The organism is Thalassotalea coralli, from assembly GCF_055786205.1.
Window position 1 is genome coordinate 40,714 of sequence record NZ_JBVVBK010000011.1, and the last position, 15,512, is coordinate 56,225.

The window sequence follows — 15,512 nt, forward strand, 5'->3', positions numbered from 1 at the left end:
CTTATTAAGCTGCTACTAATTCATTCCATGCATTCACAAAGTCTTGCTCATTTTCATGCACATACCCATCAGCGTGCATTACTACTTCTATAATTTCATTAAACAGATCAAAAGAATCTAGACCTACGTTAGAAGCAAGCTGGAACGCAGTTGTTATATTCGGAGGGTTGTTAGCGATAGCTTCAATCTCTCTTTTTACATTGGAAGGTAATTCACTAGAAGATATTCCGGCAATAAATTCGTCTATTTCTTGGCGTTCTTCAGGAGCAATTTCACCATCACAAGCCGCACAAGCTAACCCAACGGCTTCCATAGCTATTATTAATTTAAAATAGTCTTCTGATTCACTCAGCCTACTTTCAGCGTCATTAAACGCAGCCTCAAGTTTTTCATACTTTTTGTCATATTTAGCCGCTGCGCTTCTAGCTCCACGTTTTTCTGCTTGCTCTTCACTATCGTCCATTGCAGAAGCAATTCCTCCTGCCGTTGCACCAACCCCACCTGCAATAGCCGCCCCAGCGGCCGTAATTGCTCCTACAGGACCCGCAACAGGCAACGCAACCACACAAGCAACTCCAGCGGCTGCACCACCTAATACTTTCCAAAAACTCATAAAACATCCTCTTTACTTAAGTTTGTATTTGAAAGAAATTACTTTTTTAATATCATAACAATTGATAAGTAAGCAATTTTTTAATTCAGGTCACATTATTAATTCATGTAAATAACTCCGCCTTTTATGGGAGTTACTGATGGATTTAACACTATGACTTAATATCTCTTTGCTAGAAACAATATGAATTTCTATTTCCGCTCTTGTTATTGCTGTATACAACCAAGCACCATGCAATCCAAAATAGATTGATTACCCTCTACCTTCCCATATATATCAAGCATGACCTCGCAATAAATATCACCAGAAAAAATAAGGCTGGTTAGCGTACCAAGAGAGCTGTTTGGAATGCCACAATGTTAAGAGTTCGCAGTAGTCAAGATGAATGAGTTCATCTCGCTTTATCGGCTGAAACTACAGATCTCCAGTATTGCAAATACTGTGAATTTATAATTAAAGCTCGCACTTTTTCACTTTAAATTGTTAACGTAAAAAACCCAGCATGTAGCTGGGTTCTTAAAAATCGTTTAGCTGTTAAATAGCTATTTAGAACGGAATATCGTCATCGAAGTCGATAGATGGTTCTTGTGGGTTTACCTTAGGTGCTTGCTTAGGTTGCTGGAAGCCACCTTGTTGACCTTGTGGGCCACCTTGTGACTGGAAACCACCTTGCTGCTGTGGAGCAGATTGTTGTTGGAAACCGCCACCTTGCTGCTGTGGAGCTGACTGTTGTTGGAAGCCACCTTGTTGCTGTGGAGCAGACTGTTGTTGGAAACCACCTTGTTGCTGTGGAGCAGATTGTTGGAAACCACCTTGTTGCTGTGGAGCAGACTGTTGGTAACCACCTTGCTGCTGTGGAGCAGACGCTTGGAAACCGCCACCTTGACCTTGGCCACGCGAATCTAGCATTTGCATTTCATTGGCAACAATTTCAGTTGTGTACTGATCTTGACCTTGTTGGTTCTGCCACTTACGTGTTTGCAGACGACCTTCTAAATAAACTTTTGAGCCTTTTTTCAGGTACTCGCCAGCAATTTCAGCCAAACGTTGATAAATTACAATACGATGCCACTCGGTTTTCTCTTTTTGCTCACCTGTTTGCTTGTCCTTCCAAGTTTCAGAAGTAGCAACAGTAAAGTTAGCAACAGCACTACCATTTGGCATAAAACGTACCTCAGGATCTTGTCCTAGGTTTCCAACGATAATGACTTTATTAATCCCGCGACTGGCCATGTAAAAATCTCACTCAGTATCTAGTTAACGTTTAACTTGTCGACTCTCATCGATTTGGGCGAAGTTAACGTTAGTAAAGTTGGTAACTTATTGATAATTTAGGCCTTTAAATAAAAGCCTCGCGCCTTGCGCTTATCAATTTAATCGAAAGAGATCCATTCTATCACTGCTCTTTGTCTAGCGATAGCATCAATTTACTTTCTTTAAGTAATCCGACATTTTTTCAACGATATCTGCCGGAATTTTCTCAGCTTTTTGTTCATCGTAATTAAAATGAACCATCACCGCCGTACCGGAAGCTACACATTTATCGTTTTGCCAAAGCTCTTGCCATACGTCAAAAGAAGAGCCACCAATTCGACTAACATAAGTGCGTACTTCCATCGGAAATTCGTAATACATTTGTAGATGAAAAGTCACGTCTATTTTCGCCAGAATTAAGCGCCATTTTGTTAAATCTAAATCTGGCGTGAACCATTTAAATACGTCATCTCTGGCACCTTCAAACCACACAGGAACCATAGTGTTATTAATGTGCCCCAAAGCATCAGTATCGCTGAACCTTGGCTTGAACGTGTCACTAAAATATTTAGCTGTCATATGAACTCGATTTGCAGTGAAGACATGATCCTTTGTACACTTCAGTTGGTCTATAACAATTGAACGCAGTTCACACATACAAATGACAGACTTTATTGAAGTATACCCAAACACCTTGTCTAAAGAATTTTGCCAAGAATTTATCGCCTCTTTTGAGCAAAGTCCACACAAAAATAAAGGACGCACTGGTGGAGGTGTTGATGAGTCGAAAAAGCTCAGCCAAGACATCTATCTACCTGAACATGAAGAGTTTCATCCAGCATTAAAAGTCATTCATCAAGCTTGCACCGACAATTTACTCGCTTACATTAAGAAGTATTACTTTAGTTTGATCAGTGGCATATCTCTTGTCGTTACTCACCCTAAAACGAAACAGCCAGTGCAACTAACTGCCGAGAACTTCGAAGAAGTTACCGAAGGTAACTTGTTTAATCTCGTTCGTTATCTGTTTAGGCTTGCGCCAATTAATGCGCAAAAATATGAGAAAAATAAAGGCAATTACCAGTACTGGCACTCAGAAATATTCCCAGAAGTAGGTGAAAACAATGCGTTGCATCGTATGCTGCTATTTATCATCTATTTAAATGACATTGAAGAAGGTGGTGAAACTGACTTTTTCTACCAAGAACGCAGCATTAAGCCTAAGGCAGGAACTATGATTATCGCACCGTGTGGTTTTACGCATACTCATAGAGGAAACATTCCGCGTTCAAATGATAAGTACGTTTTAACGTCTTGGATGCTGTATAACCCTGCGAAACAAATTTACACCAATGGCTAACATGAGAATAACCATGAAGAAAATACTGATCTTACTCTGCACGCTTACAAGCATGCTGGCATTTGCAGATGCCGGAAAGAAAGCGCCTGAAAGAACCACAGGTGAAGGCCCATACAAAAGGCTTATTCTTCGTGGTGGCACCATAGTCAATGGTGAAGGTGCGCCAGCCCGTGGCCCAGTCGACATCGTAATAGAGAACGACAAAATTGTTCGTATTGCTAGCGTTGGCAACCCTGGGGTACCAATTAAAGCGAATTATCGGCCTAAAGCTAGAAAAGGTGATATTGAGTTAAATGTTGAAGGCCAATACATATTGCCTGGCTTTGTTGATATGCATGCTCACATTGGCGGTAGTGCTGACAATATTCCAGCTGAATACGTGTTTAAGTTATGGCTAGCACACGGTATTACTACAGTGCGCGAAGCTGGCAGCTTTAATGGTGTCGATTGGGTGATGGATCACGTAAAGCGTAGTAAAGACAACTCAATTGCCGCGCCAAGAATTATCCCTTATGTGGGTTTTGGTATGGAGCATAAAGGTCCAATTACCACACCAGAACAAGCAAAGAAATGGGTACAGCATATTGCCAAACGCGGTGCTAAAGGCATCAAGTTTTTCGGCGCGCAACCTAAGATTATGGCTGCGGCAATCAGTGAAGCGAAAAAGCAAGGCTTGGGCACCATGATGCATCATGCACAGTTAGAAGTAACCAACATGAATGTTGTTGACTCTGCCCGCTTAGGCTTAACGTCGATGGAACACTGGTACGGTTTACCTGAAGCATTATTTGAACATCAACATATTCAAAACTACTCGCCTGATTACAACTATAACAACGAGCAAGACAGATTCGGCGAAGCTGGACGTTTATGGCTTCAAGCCGCTGAACCTGGCAGCGAACATTGGCAACAAGTACGTGACGAATTAATCAAACTGGATTTCACTATTAATCCAACTATGACCATATATGAAGCGAGTCGTGATTTAATGCGTGAAATGAATGCCGACTGGCATCAAGATTACACCTTGCCAACCCTATGGGAGTTTTTCCAACCTAATCGTTATGCACATGGCTCTTACTGGTTTGATTGGACAACCGATGATGAAATCGCCTGGAAGAAGAACTACCAACTTTGGATGAGCTTTATCAATGATTATAAAAATCATGGCGGACGCGTTACCACAGGCTCTGATTCTGGCTACATTTTCAAAATCTATGGCTTTGGTTACATTCGCGAATTGGAACTTTTACGCGAAGCGGGCTTTAATGCCTTAGAGGTTATCGAATCTGCAACGATAAATGGTGCTCAGGCACTCGGCTTAGACGATGAGATTGGCTCTATTCGTGTCGGTAAAAAAGCCGATTTAGTGATCGTCAAAGACAACCCGTTGAGAAACTTTAAAGTGTTGTATGGAACAGGTCACTTTAAGTTAGATGACAACAACAAACCTGTGCGCCAAGGTGGGGTAAATTACACCATTAAAGACGGTATCGTTTACGATGCAAAAGAACTATTAAGCGAAGTACGGGAAATCGTTAAGCAAGCAAAAGAAGCGGACGCTAAAAAAGCAAACTAGTACGCTAACTTTCCAACAAAAAAGGCTTATCTCAATGATAAGCCTTTTTTGTTAAACGCATAAAATCTTGAACTTTATAAAAAGCGCTGCAGTACGCGGTCAATTTTCGACATAGATAATCGACGTAAAAGTTTACTCGGTTTTTCTGGATAATCAGTAATTGCGGGCAATTGTTGATAATCTGTCACTTGATGAGCATGCTCTAGTATACCCGCCAACTCCTCTTCTACACGCGGCCACAAAAGCTTATTTTCATCGGTGATCAATAAACCATTTTCAATATCTAAGCCCCAAGCTCTAGGGTTTAGGTTGCTACCGGTAACTAAGTGGTATTTTTCATCAACGATAAGGCCTTTAGCATGATAACTATTGCCTTTATCTTGCCATAGCTTAATCGTTAACAAGCCCCGCTCGATAAAGTGGCGTTTTTTCACTAAGAAACGACGCAAAATTTGTTCGTAGATATATGGCACGATACCGATAGTGGTAAACGGTTTATCTTCTGGAATAAAAAAGTCATTCGCACACTTGTCACCAACCACTAAAGTTACCTTAACACCACGTTTCATCGCACGGCGAAGTGCTCTTAAAATTGGCCCAGGCAAATTAAAATACGGTGTGATAATGGTAATCGTATCTGTACTTTGTTTGATCAGTTGCGTACAAGCTACATTAAGTGCATTACGTCTTTTGCCGCAACCCACGATAGGCGTAATAGCCAATTCATTTGCAGCTTCATTCGCGACTTGATACTGGTTGCGCTTAATAGCTTTAAGCGTTGTTTTACTTAATCTTTTTTGTTGAGGTAAGGTCATTAACTCGTCAGAAGAAAGATTATTAGCACACCCTGTATTGATAAAAGTGTTGGCAAGGTAATTACATAAACTGTCAGCTAAGCCTGCATGCTTAATTACGTAATACCTATCTAATCGATATTTATCACCATGATGCAAATAAACATTATTAATGCTGGCACCGGTATAAAGCACAACATCATCGAAGATCATGCCTTTTAAATGCAAAACACCTAATAGCTCTTTACGCTTTACACGAACACCGAAAATGTTAATTGGCTCTTGGTACTGTTTAGCAACTTCTTGATATAGCTCTCTATTACCTAAACTTTCTTTCTCACCGATTAAGCCACGCTGCGCACGATGGTCATCAATAAAAACTGACACATCCATTTGTGGGTGTTGTTGTTTTTGCTGGTACAACAAGTGTAATATTTCACGCCCTACTTCATCATCTTGCAGGTACAAGGCACTAATATAAATGCGAGATGAAGATTCGGTAATCAGTTGTTTTAATTGGCGATAATAAGCCTTAGGCGATTCCAAGATGCTAACATCTTCTGCCGCAAGGCCAAACTGAGCCATTGTCATATGTACTTCCACAAAACGTTTTAATACGCGCAGTTTATTGACCTAACGTGAACTGATCAAGTTGTGTTGCAATTTCATCGGCTAATTGTGACACATGACTGCCCGTTTCTGACGCTTTTTTCGCAGAGCTAACCATCTCATCAGCACCTTGTGCGATGTTGCTGGTATTACTGTCTATAGTAAGTACTCGCTCCCTTTGAGCAGCAACAGCGGCAGAGATTTCTTGTGTTGCTTCCACAATATTGTGAACATTTTTAGCTACTTCAGAAAATGCGCTGTGTACCTGAGCGGTTTTCTCAACGCCCTGTTCTGCCGTTTCTACGCCTTGTTTCATAGCATCTACAGATTGGTTAGCACCATCTTGCAGTTCGCTAATAATTCGTTGAATTTCACCTGTCGCTTCCTGTGTTCTGCTTGCGAGTGTTCTTACTTCATCAGCAACTACCGCGAAGCCTCGACCTTGCTCACCTGCACGCGCTGCTTCAATCGCAGCATTTAATGCAAGTAAATTGGTTTGGTCCGCAATTTCACGAATAACATCCACAAATCCACCGATTTCAGAGCTATTTTTCGCTAGCTGATTAATGATTTCCGCTGAGTGGTTAACTTCTTGAGAAAGGCTCTCAATTGCACTTTCCGTATCATGAACAATGGTTTGCCCTTGAGTAACGTGTTCATCCGCAGTTTCAGTGACTTGTTGAGCTTCTTCAGCATTTTCCGCTATAGAGTTCACTGATACCGTTAACTCGCCAATCGCACTAACAACCTCGTGAGTTTCAGATTGTTGAGCCGCAATCGTGTTTTGCATATCAGCGGTGAGTTTATCGATATCAGTTGATGCATCCCTTAAGCGTGCAACATCTTGCTGAAGTAATTCAAGTAACTGGGCTACTTTGCCTTGCATATGTTTAAAGCTTTCACCAATATCACCAAATTCATCTTTAGAGTTTAAAGACAGTTGATGTGAAAAATCACCATTACCTAAACTTTTTGCTGCGCTTTGGATCGCAGCCACGTTGTTTTTAAGGGCAAAGTAACTGGCCATTAACCAGTAACTTGTCGCTACCACGACAAAAATAATCAATAGAGACAACCACATTAAATTCTGTGTGCTTGACGAAGATAAGGCTTCTAAATTACCGGTAATGTGTTTATTGGTTTGCTGTTTAAAGGAAGCAATCTCTTCAAGTAATTGAGACGAACGCTGTTTTGCACTCGAAAGTGACAAGCTAATATCGTCTGGCTCAATAACTTGCTGATTATACGTAGTTTGTAGGCTCTCAATTTGCTCTAAAATAGCTTCACCTTGGCGGATATAGCTTGCGTATTCTTTCGGTGCAACGCGTTTTAATTGCGTTAGCGATTTAAAAAGCTGCTCACGAAATTCAGCCACGCGCTTTTCTAAAGCCACCACCAAAGTGTATCGCTCCGCATTGAAACCATCATCGATAATGATATGAGTGAGATCGGCAAATCGCGATACGTATTCTGCTAAATGTGGTAAACGCTCTTCACCAATTTGTAGAAAATAGAAGGCATTGGCATCACTTTCGCGCGTTAAGCCACTTTGTGCGGCAATGTTTTCTCTGATCGAGTAACTGCGTTGGTAAAGCTCTTGGTAAATCGAAAAGCTTTCATTACCAAGGTCACCTTGCTGTTCCTGCCAGTAACTATTTAGTTCACCAATTTGGCGGCTAACAAGCTGATAGTTGCCTGCTTGATTCAAAGATTTCTGCAATTTATTCAGTAAGCTTTCAACGCCACTGTTTGACGCTTGACCACTGCGCGATTGTGCAATTTGTCTTTCTACTTTGACAATTTGCTCTATAAATTCAACGCCCTGCATTTCTTGGTCGTATTGTTCAATAAGGCCTAACTGTTCATCTAAAATCCAGATAAATGAAACAATCAATGGCAAATAAAACATCAAAGCCAATAGCGTGAACTTGGCTTTAAAGCGCATCGAATTTGATAATGCAATGGCAGGTGAAAACAGCAGACTCATCTTTTACCTTTATTATTGAATTTATTCTTAACAGATTATGACCCAAAAAATAGCCATTGCCTTTCAAATAAGCAATATTTTTGAAAAATAAAGAAAAAAGCCGACTAAATTACGAGAATTTAATCGGCTTTAATTTAGCTATTCAAAAGGGTTGTTATATTGAGATCGCCAGCTCTAATGCTTGACGAATAGCACGTTTGGCATCTAATTCTGCCGCAACATTTGCGCCACCAATTAAATGCGTAGTGATACCGCTATCTTCTAAACCCTGTTGTAATGAACGCTCTGGCTCTTGGCCTGCACAGATAATCACGTTATCAACGTTGAGCACTTTCGCTTCACCGTTATGGGTAATGTGTAGCCCTTGGTCATCAATTTTTTCATAACTCACGCCAGCATACATATTCACACCATTGTGTTTTAACGTAGAGCGGTGGATCCAACCCGTTGTTTTACCTAAACCTGCACCAACTTTGCTTGTTTTACGCTGCAATAGATATATCTCTTTGGCTTGTTTTACTTCAGCAGCTTTTGGCGCAGCCAACAGAGCACCACCACCATTGTATTGCTTATCAACACCCCAGTTTTCCATCCAAGCCTCTTTGTCTTGCGACAATTGCTCTTGCTCAACTAGGTAACAGCCAACATCAAAACCAATACCACCAGCACCAATAATGGCGACTTTATTTCCTACTGGTACTTTTTCTTTAAGTACCTGTAAATAGCTTAATACTTTCGGGTGATCAAAACCTTCAATATTTAGTTTGCGAGGCACGATACCTGTTGCTAACACAACATGGTCAAACCCTTGCTCTTTTAAGCTTTCGACCGATTGGCGACTATTCAGTTGAACATTAACTTCATGCTTTTTAAGTTGCACACCAAAATAGCGCAGGGTTTCATAGAATTCTTCCTTGCCCGGAATTTGTTTCGCAACATTAAATTGACCACCAATTTCCGATGCTTGATCATACAAAGTCACACTATGGCCTTTCTGAGCAGCGTAAACGCTGAATGCTAAACCGGCAGGACCAGCACCAATAACAGCAAGTTTTTGCGGCGCATTAGTTTTCTCTAATACCAGTTCGGTTTCATAGCAAGCTTGTGGATTAACTAAACAAGAAGCGCGTTTTTGTTTAAAGACATGGTCTAGGCATGCCTGATTACACGCAATACAGGTATTAATTTCTTCACTTTGATCAGCCGCCGCTTTATTAACAAAGTGAGCATCAGCAAGAAACGGACGTGCCATCGACACCATATCCGCATGGCCATCTGCTAGCACTTGCTCAGCTACTTCAGGGGTATTAATTCGGTTAGTTGTTACCAAGGGCACGCTAACTTCTTTTTTCATGCGCTCAGTAATCCAAGTAAACGCAGCCCTTGGCACTGAAGTAGCGATTGTCGGTACGCGGGCTTCATGCCAACCGATACCGGTATTAATAATAGTTGCGCCAGCTTGTTCAATCGCCTTTGCCATAGTGACAACATCTTGCCACTCGTTACCCCCTTCGACCAAATCGAGCATAGATAAACGGAAGATAATAATAAATTCTTTGCCAACTTTTTCTCGCACGGCTTTTACTATTTCGCACGCTAAGCGCATACGATTTTCGATACTGCCACCCCATTCATCGGTACGCTTATTGGTACGAACACAGCTAAATTGGTTAATTAAATAACCTTCAGAGCCCATGATCTCAACACCATCATACCCAGCTTTAGCAGCAAGCTTGGCGGAATGAGCGAAATCTTTAATCGTCGACTTTATCTGTCTTGCTGACATCGCACTTGGTGTGAACGGGTTAATCGGCGCTTTTAGTTTACTCGCTGACTGATTAAAAGGGTGGTAGGCATAACGACCAGCATGTAGAAGCTGTAAGCAGATCTTGGTTGGGTATTTATGAACAGCTTCAGTGACTATTTTGTGCTTCTTCACTTGCCAAAAGTAACTTAGCTGACACCCTAAAGGCGCTAATCGGCCACGGGCATTTGGACTGATACCACCAGTAACAATCAGACCTACGCCACCTTTGGCTCTTTCTTGATAAAAAGCCGCTAGCTTTTCAAAACCGCCCTTTTCTTCTTCTAAGCCAGTATGCATAGAGCCCATTAGCGTTCTATTTGCTAATTGCGTAAAGCCCAAATCCAAAGGTTCGAGTAATTTAGGAAAAGGAGATGTTGAAGTAGATTGTTCAGTAACCGACATAGTGAATTCTCAAAAAAGGTCTAACCAGTTGCTTATAAGTTAGTTGCTGTTTAATAAAAGTTCAAGCTTTATTTTGACACCTGTCAGATTGTAAAATGCTATTGTTTATTTATATGTAGAATTACCAAGAGCAAAGAGGTTGATCTCCTTGGATAAAAAAGCCATTCAGCAGCAATTGTTATCGGAAATAGAAAAAGCCATCGGCGAGGCAGAAACTGCTGCCGACAACGCTCATGCAGCGGCGACCGACGATGAATCCGTTGCAGAAACTCAATACGATACTTTAGCCATAGAATCGGCTTATTTAGCTCATGGACATTCAACGCGTGTAGAGCAGTTAAAAGTAGATCTACTCGCGATTAAAGAGATGGTAATCGCAGAGAGCGAATTTATAGAAACCGGCGCGTTATTTAGCTTTGAATCGTCCGAGAGTAGCTTTTATTTCATCGCGCCAGCAGGGGCTGGAATAACACTGACTATAGATGAACATAAAGTCACGGTGATCACCCCAAGTTCACCGCTTGCTAAAGCGTTGTGGGATAAAGAAGAAGGTGAGGAAATACTATTGCCTCCGCAATTTACTAAACAAGATGAAATTGCGAAGGTGCTTTAGCTTTAAATAATGAAACTTAACTGAGCGGTAAGTAGTATTGATTAAGGCTTTAGAAGTGCTTTAACTTGCTGAAAGTCCACTTGCTTATCATCAACCTTCAAGTAAGCCACCGCTTCGCTTTGCACTAAGGTTGCTTCAATAACGCCAGGTAGATTAATCAGTTGTTCGGCTATTTTCTCTGCTTGCTCGTCGTCGCTAATGGTGGTTGAAAAGCTATAACTCTTAGACTTTTTCAACGGTTTCAAACCAGCAACAGCGATAAACCACAACAGCGCGAAACACGCCATCACTAAGAAAATCGTTTGTTCACCAAACTGACTGGCAATAACGCCACCCAATAAGCCACCTACAAAAGCGCCCATAAATTGGCTGCTTGAGAAGATGCCCATCACGCTACCCTTTTTACCAGCAGGTGCTAAACGAGAAAGAATAGAAGGCATGGTCGCTTCTAAGTAATTAAAGGCGGTGAAGAAAAGAACCACTAATAAAATTAAGCTAAACAAAGAAGTAGGCAATACCCAAAGCAATAACAAGGTTAGCGCAAGCAACAATACTGCCGATGAAAACATTTGCTTTTCTTTTTGCTTTTTAATGCCGATGATCATAAACGGCACCATCAAGAAAAATGAGCCAAGCAATGCTGGTAAATACAATTGCCAATGATCTTCAAGGGCTAAACCTGACGCAACAAACTGTTTAGGTAGGGTAACAAAACACGCCGTTAGCACCATGTGTAAAATAAACACACCAATGTTAAGGCGGCACAACTGCCCGTCTTTAATCAAGGTAATAATTTGGTTTGGTAAAGCAACATTATCGCCACGTGGAGCTTTGTTGACTGAATAAGGCACCATAAATTGGATCATAAACATGGCACCAACGGTAAGAATAGCAGTGAACCAAAATAACCCAGCTAAGCCATAAGCTTCCGCCACAATTGGGCCAACCACCATAGCGACGGTAAACGACAAACCGATAAACATACCGATAGTAGCCATCACTTTAGGACGTTGCTCTTCTCGGGTTAAATCTGCGGCTAAGGCAAGTACTGCGCTGGCTATCGCGCCCATGCCTTGCAAGGCTCGGCCTATAACCACACCGTAAATAGACTCAGACATAGCAGCGACAATACTACCAATAAGAAATACCACTAGGCCGCCTAAAATTACTGGCTTTCGGCCAAATTTGTCTGACAAAATCCCCATCGGAATTTGTAATAAAGCTTGGGTTAAGCCATAAGCGCCAATGGCGATACCTATCCAAATAGGACTAAAGCCGACAAGTTGTTCACCGTAAATAGCAAACACGGGTAAAATCATGAACAAGCCCAACATGCGCAAACCAAAAACGGTTGCTAGCGAAAACGCGGCCTTTTTCTCGATATGATTTAAACCTGACTGACTCATTACTTATTAACTACTTAACCTCTAGAAAATCGGCGCTAGTTTACCACGGGAATCACCATTACAAAAACCGATATTATTGTTCACGATCAACAAAGTTCTGTGCCATAATATTCGGCTGCAATTTCATGTGGAAAAGTTATGAGAAAAATAGAAGTTCGTGGTGCTCGTACACACAATTTGAAGAACATCGATTTAGACATTCCTCGCGATAAGCTAATTGTTATTACAGGCTTATCTGGCTCTGGTAAATCTTCCCTTGCATTCGATACCTTGTACGCTGAAGGTCAGCGTCGTTATGTTGAATCTTTATCTGCATACGCCAGACAATTCTTGTCGTTAATGGAAAAACCTGATGTTGACCACATCGAGGGCTTGTCTCCTGCAATTTCTATCGAGCAGAAATCTACCTCTCATAACCCAAGGTCAACTGTAGGTACGATCACCGAAATCTACGATTACTTGCGTTTACTCTATGCACGTGTTGGTGAGCCAAGATGTCCTACTCACCATGAGCCACTTGCTGCGCAAACCGTTTCGCAAATGGTAGATAAGGTGCTTGAGCTAGAAGAAGGCACCAAAGTAATGGTGTTAGCGCCGGTACTGCAAAACCGCAAGGGTGAGCATGTTAAGCTTTTAGATAACTTAGCCGCCCAAGGCTACATTCGTGCACGAATCGACGGTGAAGTGTGTGACTTGTCTGATCCACCGACACTAGAACTTCATAAAAAGCACACGATTGAAGTTGTGGTAGACCGCTTAAAAGTAAGACCTGACATTCAACTGCGTTTATCTGAATCATTTGAAACAGCACTAAGTTTAACCGCTGGTACAGCACGTGTTGCCTTTATGGATGCACCTGACAAAGAAGAACTGCTCTTCTCTGCTAATTTTGCCTGTCCACAATGTGGTTACAGCATGCAAGAATTAGAGCCGCGTTTATTCTCTTTCAACAACCCAGCTGGTGCGTGTCAAACCTGTGATGGTTTAGGCACACAACAATTTTTCGATCCTGCGCGTGTTATTGCTAACCCTGAATTAAGTTTATCAGGCGGTGCAATTCGCGGTTGGGACAAACGCAATTTCTATTACTTCCAAATGCTACAAGCATTAAGTGAGCACTACGGGTTTGCTATCGACGAACCATTCCAATCGCTTGATAAAAAACATCAAGAGCTTGTACTTCGCGGTAGTGGCAAACAAGAAATTGAATTTAAATACATGAATGATCGTGGCGACATTGTTATTCGCAAACATCCTTTTGAAGGGATTTTGAATAACATGGATCGTCGTTACCGCGAAACTGAATCTAACGCAGTGCGCGAAGAGCTTTCTAAATACTTAAACAGCCAACATTGTCCAGATTGTGGCGGCTCTCGTCTTCGCTTAGAAGCACGTAACGTATTTATCGACGACACGCCGCTGCACAAAATAGCAGAACTCGCCATTGCCGACGCACTGTCTTTCTTTGAAGGGCTAAACCTAACTGGGCAAAAAGGCCAAATCGCAGAAAAAATCTTAAAAGAGATCAACGACCGTTTAGGCTTCCTAGTGAACGTTGGTCTGAACTACTTAAACCTATCTCGAAGTGCTGACACCTTATCAGGTGGTGAAGCGCAGCGTATTCGACTTGCCAGCCAAATTGGCGCAGGCTTAGTAGGCGTTATGTATGTATTAGATGAACCATCTATTGGTTTGCACCAACGCGACAACGAACGCTTATTAAATACCCTGATCCACTTACGTGATTTAGGCAACACAGTTATCGTGGTAGAACACGATGAAGATGCCATTCGCGCAGCCGATTATATTATTGATATTGGCCCAGGTGCAGGTGTTCACGGCGGTGATGTTATTGCCAAAGGTTCACTGGCTGAAGTATTAGATTGTGAACACTCACTTACGGGTAAATACCTATCTGGTCGAGAAGGCATTGAAGTACCGAAGAAGAGAACCAAGTTCGACAAGAAGCAAATTGTTGAGCTAAAAGGTGCCCGTGGTAACAACTTACAGAACGTAGATTTAACCATTCCAGTAGGTTTGATGACTTGTATTACAGGGGTATCTGGCTCAGGTAAATCTACCTTAATTAACGATACTTTATACAAGTTAGCTCATACACAACTTAATAATGCCACAACCTCTGAGCCAGCGGCTCACGATGAAATCGTAGGTTTAGACCAACTCGATAAAGTTATCGACATTGACCAAAGCCCAATTGGTAGAACACCGCGTTCTAACCCAGCGACATACACAGGTATTTTCACCAACATTCGTGACATTTTCGCCGGCACACAAGAAGCAAGATCACGTGGTTACAAACCAGGTCGATTCAGTTTCAACGTAAAAGGCGGTCGTTGTGAAGCCTGTCAGGGTGACGGTGTAATCAAGGTAGAAATGCACTTCTTACCTGATGTATATGTACCATGTGATGTATGTAAAGGCGCACGCTATAACCGTGAAACCTTAGAAGTAAAATACAAAGGCATGAACATTCATCAAGTGCTCGATATGACCATTGAAGATGCCTATGACTTCTTCTCTGCTATTCCAGCGGTGAAGCGTAAACTGCAAACATTAATGGATGTAGGCTTAAGCTATATCAAGCTAGGCCAGTCAGCGACTACCCTTTCCGGTGGTGAAGCGCAGCGTGTGAAGTTATCAAAAGAATTGTCTAAGCGTGACACAGGTAAAACTCTATACATTTTGGACGAACCAACAACCGGTTTGCATTTCCACGATATTAAGCAGTTACTACAAGTGATTCATCGTTTGCGTGATCACGGTAATACCATTGTGGTTATCGAACATAACTTAGATGTGATCAAAACCGCTGACTGGATTGTTGACCTTGGCCCTGAAGGTGGCTCAGGTGGCGGACAAATCTTAGTCTCTGGCACACCAGAGCAAGTAGCAGAGTTTGAAGGCTCTCATACCGCTCGCTTCTTGAAGCCGCTTTTATAAGCTAGGTAAGGAACTAAAAGCCAGAAAAAGCGACAAGCAACACACAGCTAAGAAGCGCTCTTATGATTATCGTAATGGCGCTTTTTTATTACTTGGCATCAACTGGTCAGATCTGATAACGTAAAGC

General features: G+C 41.8%; 11 protein-coding genes. 4 read left to right on the forward strand and 7 right to left on the reverse strand.

The window, feature by feature from the left end:
- Positions 1–4 precede the first annotated feature (4 nt).
- The 3 genes from ACOB80_RS20265 to ACOB80_RS20275 form a co-directional block, all read right to left on the reverse strand.
- Positions 5–613, reverse strand: coding sequence for a hypothetical protein (locus tag ACOB80_RS20265; RefSeq protein WP_473167700.1), 609 nt, complete (start codon positions 611–613; stop codon positions 5–7).
- 546 nt (positions 614–1,159) lie between these two features.
- Complete coding sequence (gene ssb / locus ACOB80_RS20270) at positions 1,160–1,846, reverse strand: single-stranded DNA-binding protein (RefSeq protein WP_473167701.1); 687 nt, start codon at positions 1,844–1,846, stop codon at positions 1,160–1,162.
- A gap of 189 nt (positions 1,847–2,035) precedes the next feature.
- Positions 2,036–2,446 (reverse strand): acyl-CoA thioesterase, encoded by a 411-nt coding sequence (locus ACOB80_RS20275; protein WP_473167702.1) that lies wholly within the window; start codon positions 2,444–2,446, stop codon positions 2,036–2,038.
- 82 nt (positions 2,447–2,528) lie between these two features.
- On the opposite strand from ACOB80_RS20275, the gene ACOB80_RS20280 reads away from it, so the two are divergent.
- Positions 2,529–3,227 (forward strand): 2OG-Fe(II) oxygenase, encoded by a 699-nt coding sequence (locus ACOB80_RS20280; protein WP_473167703.1) that lies wholly within the window; start codon positions 2,529–2,531, stop codon positions 3,225–3,227.
- 13 nt (positions 3,228–3,240) lie between these two features.
- Entirely contained in the window at positions 3,241–4,806 is a 1,566-nt protein-coding gene (locus tag ACOB80_RS20285; protein WP_473167704.1) for an amidohydrolase family protein, read from the forward strand.
- A gap of 74 nt (positions 4,807–4,880) precedes the next feature.
- Here the strand turns inward: ACOB80_RS20285 and pssA are convergent, their stop codons facing one another.
- The 3 genes from pssA to ACOB80_RS20300 form a co-directional block, all read right to left on the reverse strand.
- Entirely contained in the window at positions 4,881–6,191 is a 1,311-nt protein-coding gene (gene pssA / locus ACOB80_RS20290; RefSeq protein WP_473167705.1) for a CDP-diacylglycerol--serine O-phosphatidyltransferase, read from the reverse strand.
- Between the two features lie 34 nt (positions 6,192–6,225).
- Positions 6,226–8,196, reverse strand: coding sequence for a methyl-accepting chemotaxis protein (locus tag ACOB80_RS20295; protein WP_473167706.1), 1,971 nt, complete (start codon positions 8,194–8,196; stop codon positions 6,226–6,228).
- A 154-nt stretch (positions 8,197–8,350) separates the two neighbouring features.
- Complete coding sequence (locus ACOB80_RS20300) at positions 8,351–10,405, reverse strand: oxidoreductase (protein ID WP_473167707.1); 2,055 nt, start codon at positions 10,403–10,405, stop codon at positions 8,351–8,353.
- Between the two features lie 148 nt (positions 10,406–10,553).
- Between ACOB80_RS20300 and ACOB80_RS20305 the strand changes: the two genes are divergently transcribed.
- The gene (locus ACOB80_RS20305) at positions 10,554–11,018 is read left to right on the forward strand and encodes a hypothetical protein (RefSeq protein ID WP_473167708.1); all 465 of its coding nucleotides are present in this window, start codon (positions 10,554–10,556) and stop codon (positions 11,016–11,018) included.
- A 41-nt stretch (positions 11,019–11,059) separates the two neighbouring features.
- On the opposite strand, the gene ACOB80_RS20310 is transcribed toward ACOB80_RS20305, so the two are convergent.
- Positions 11,060–12,424, reverse strand: a complete 1,365-nt coding sequence (locus tag ACOB80_RS20310) for an MFS transporter (RefSeq protein ID WP_473167709.1) — start codon at positions 12,422–12,424, stop codon at positions 11,060–11,062.
- Between the two features lie 138 nt (positions 12,425–12,562).
- Here ACOB80_RS20310 and uvrA point away from each other — a divergent pair, with 138 nt between their 5' ends.
- On the forward strand, positions 12,563–15,385 hold the full coding sequence (gene uvrA, locus ACOB80_RS20315) for an excinuclease ABC subunit UvrA (RefSeq protein WP_473167710.1): 2,823 nt from the start codon (positions 12,563–12,565) through the stop codon (positions 15,383–15,385).
- Positions 15,386–15,512 lie beyond the last annotated feature (127 nt).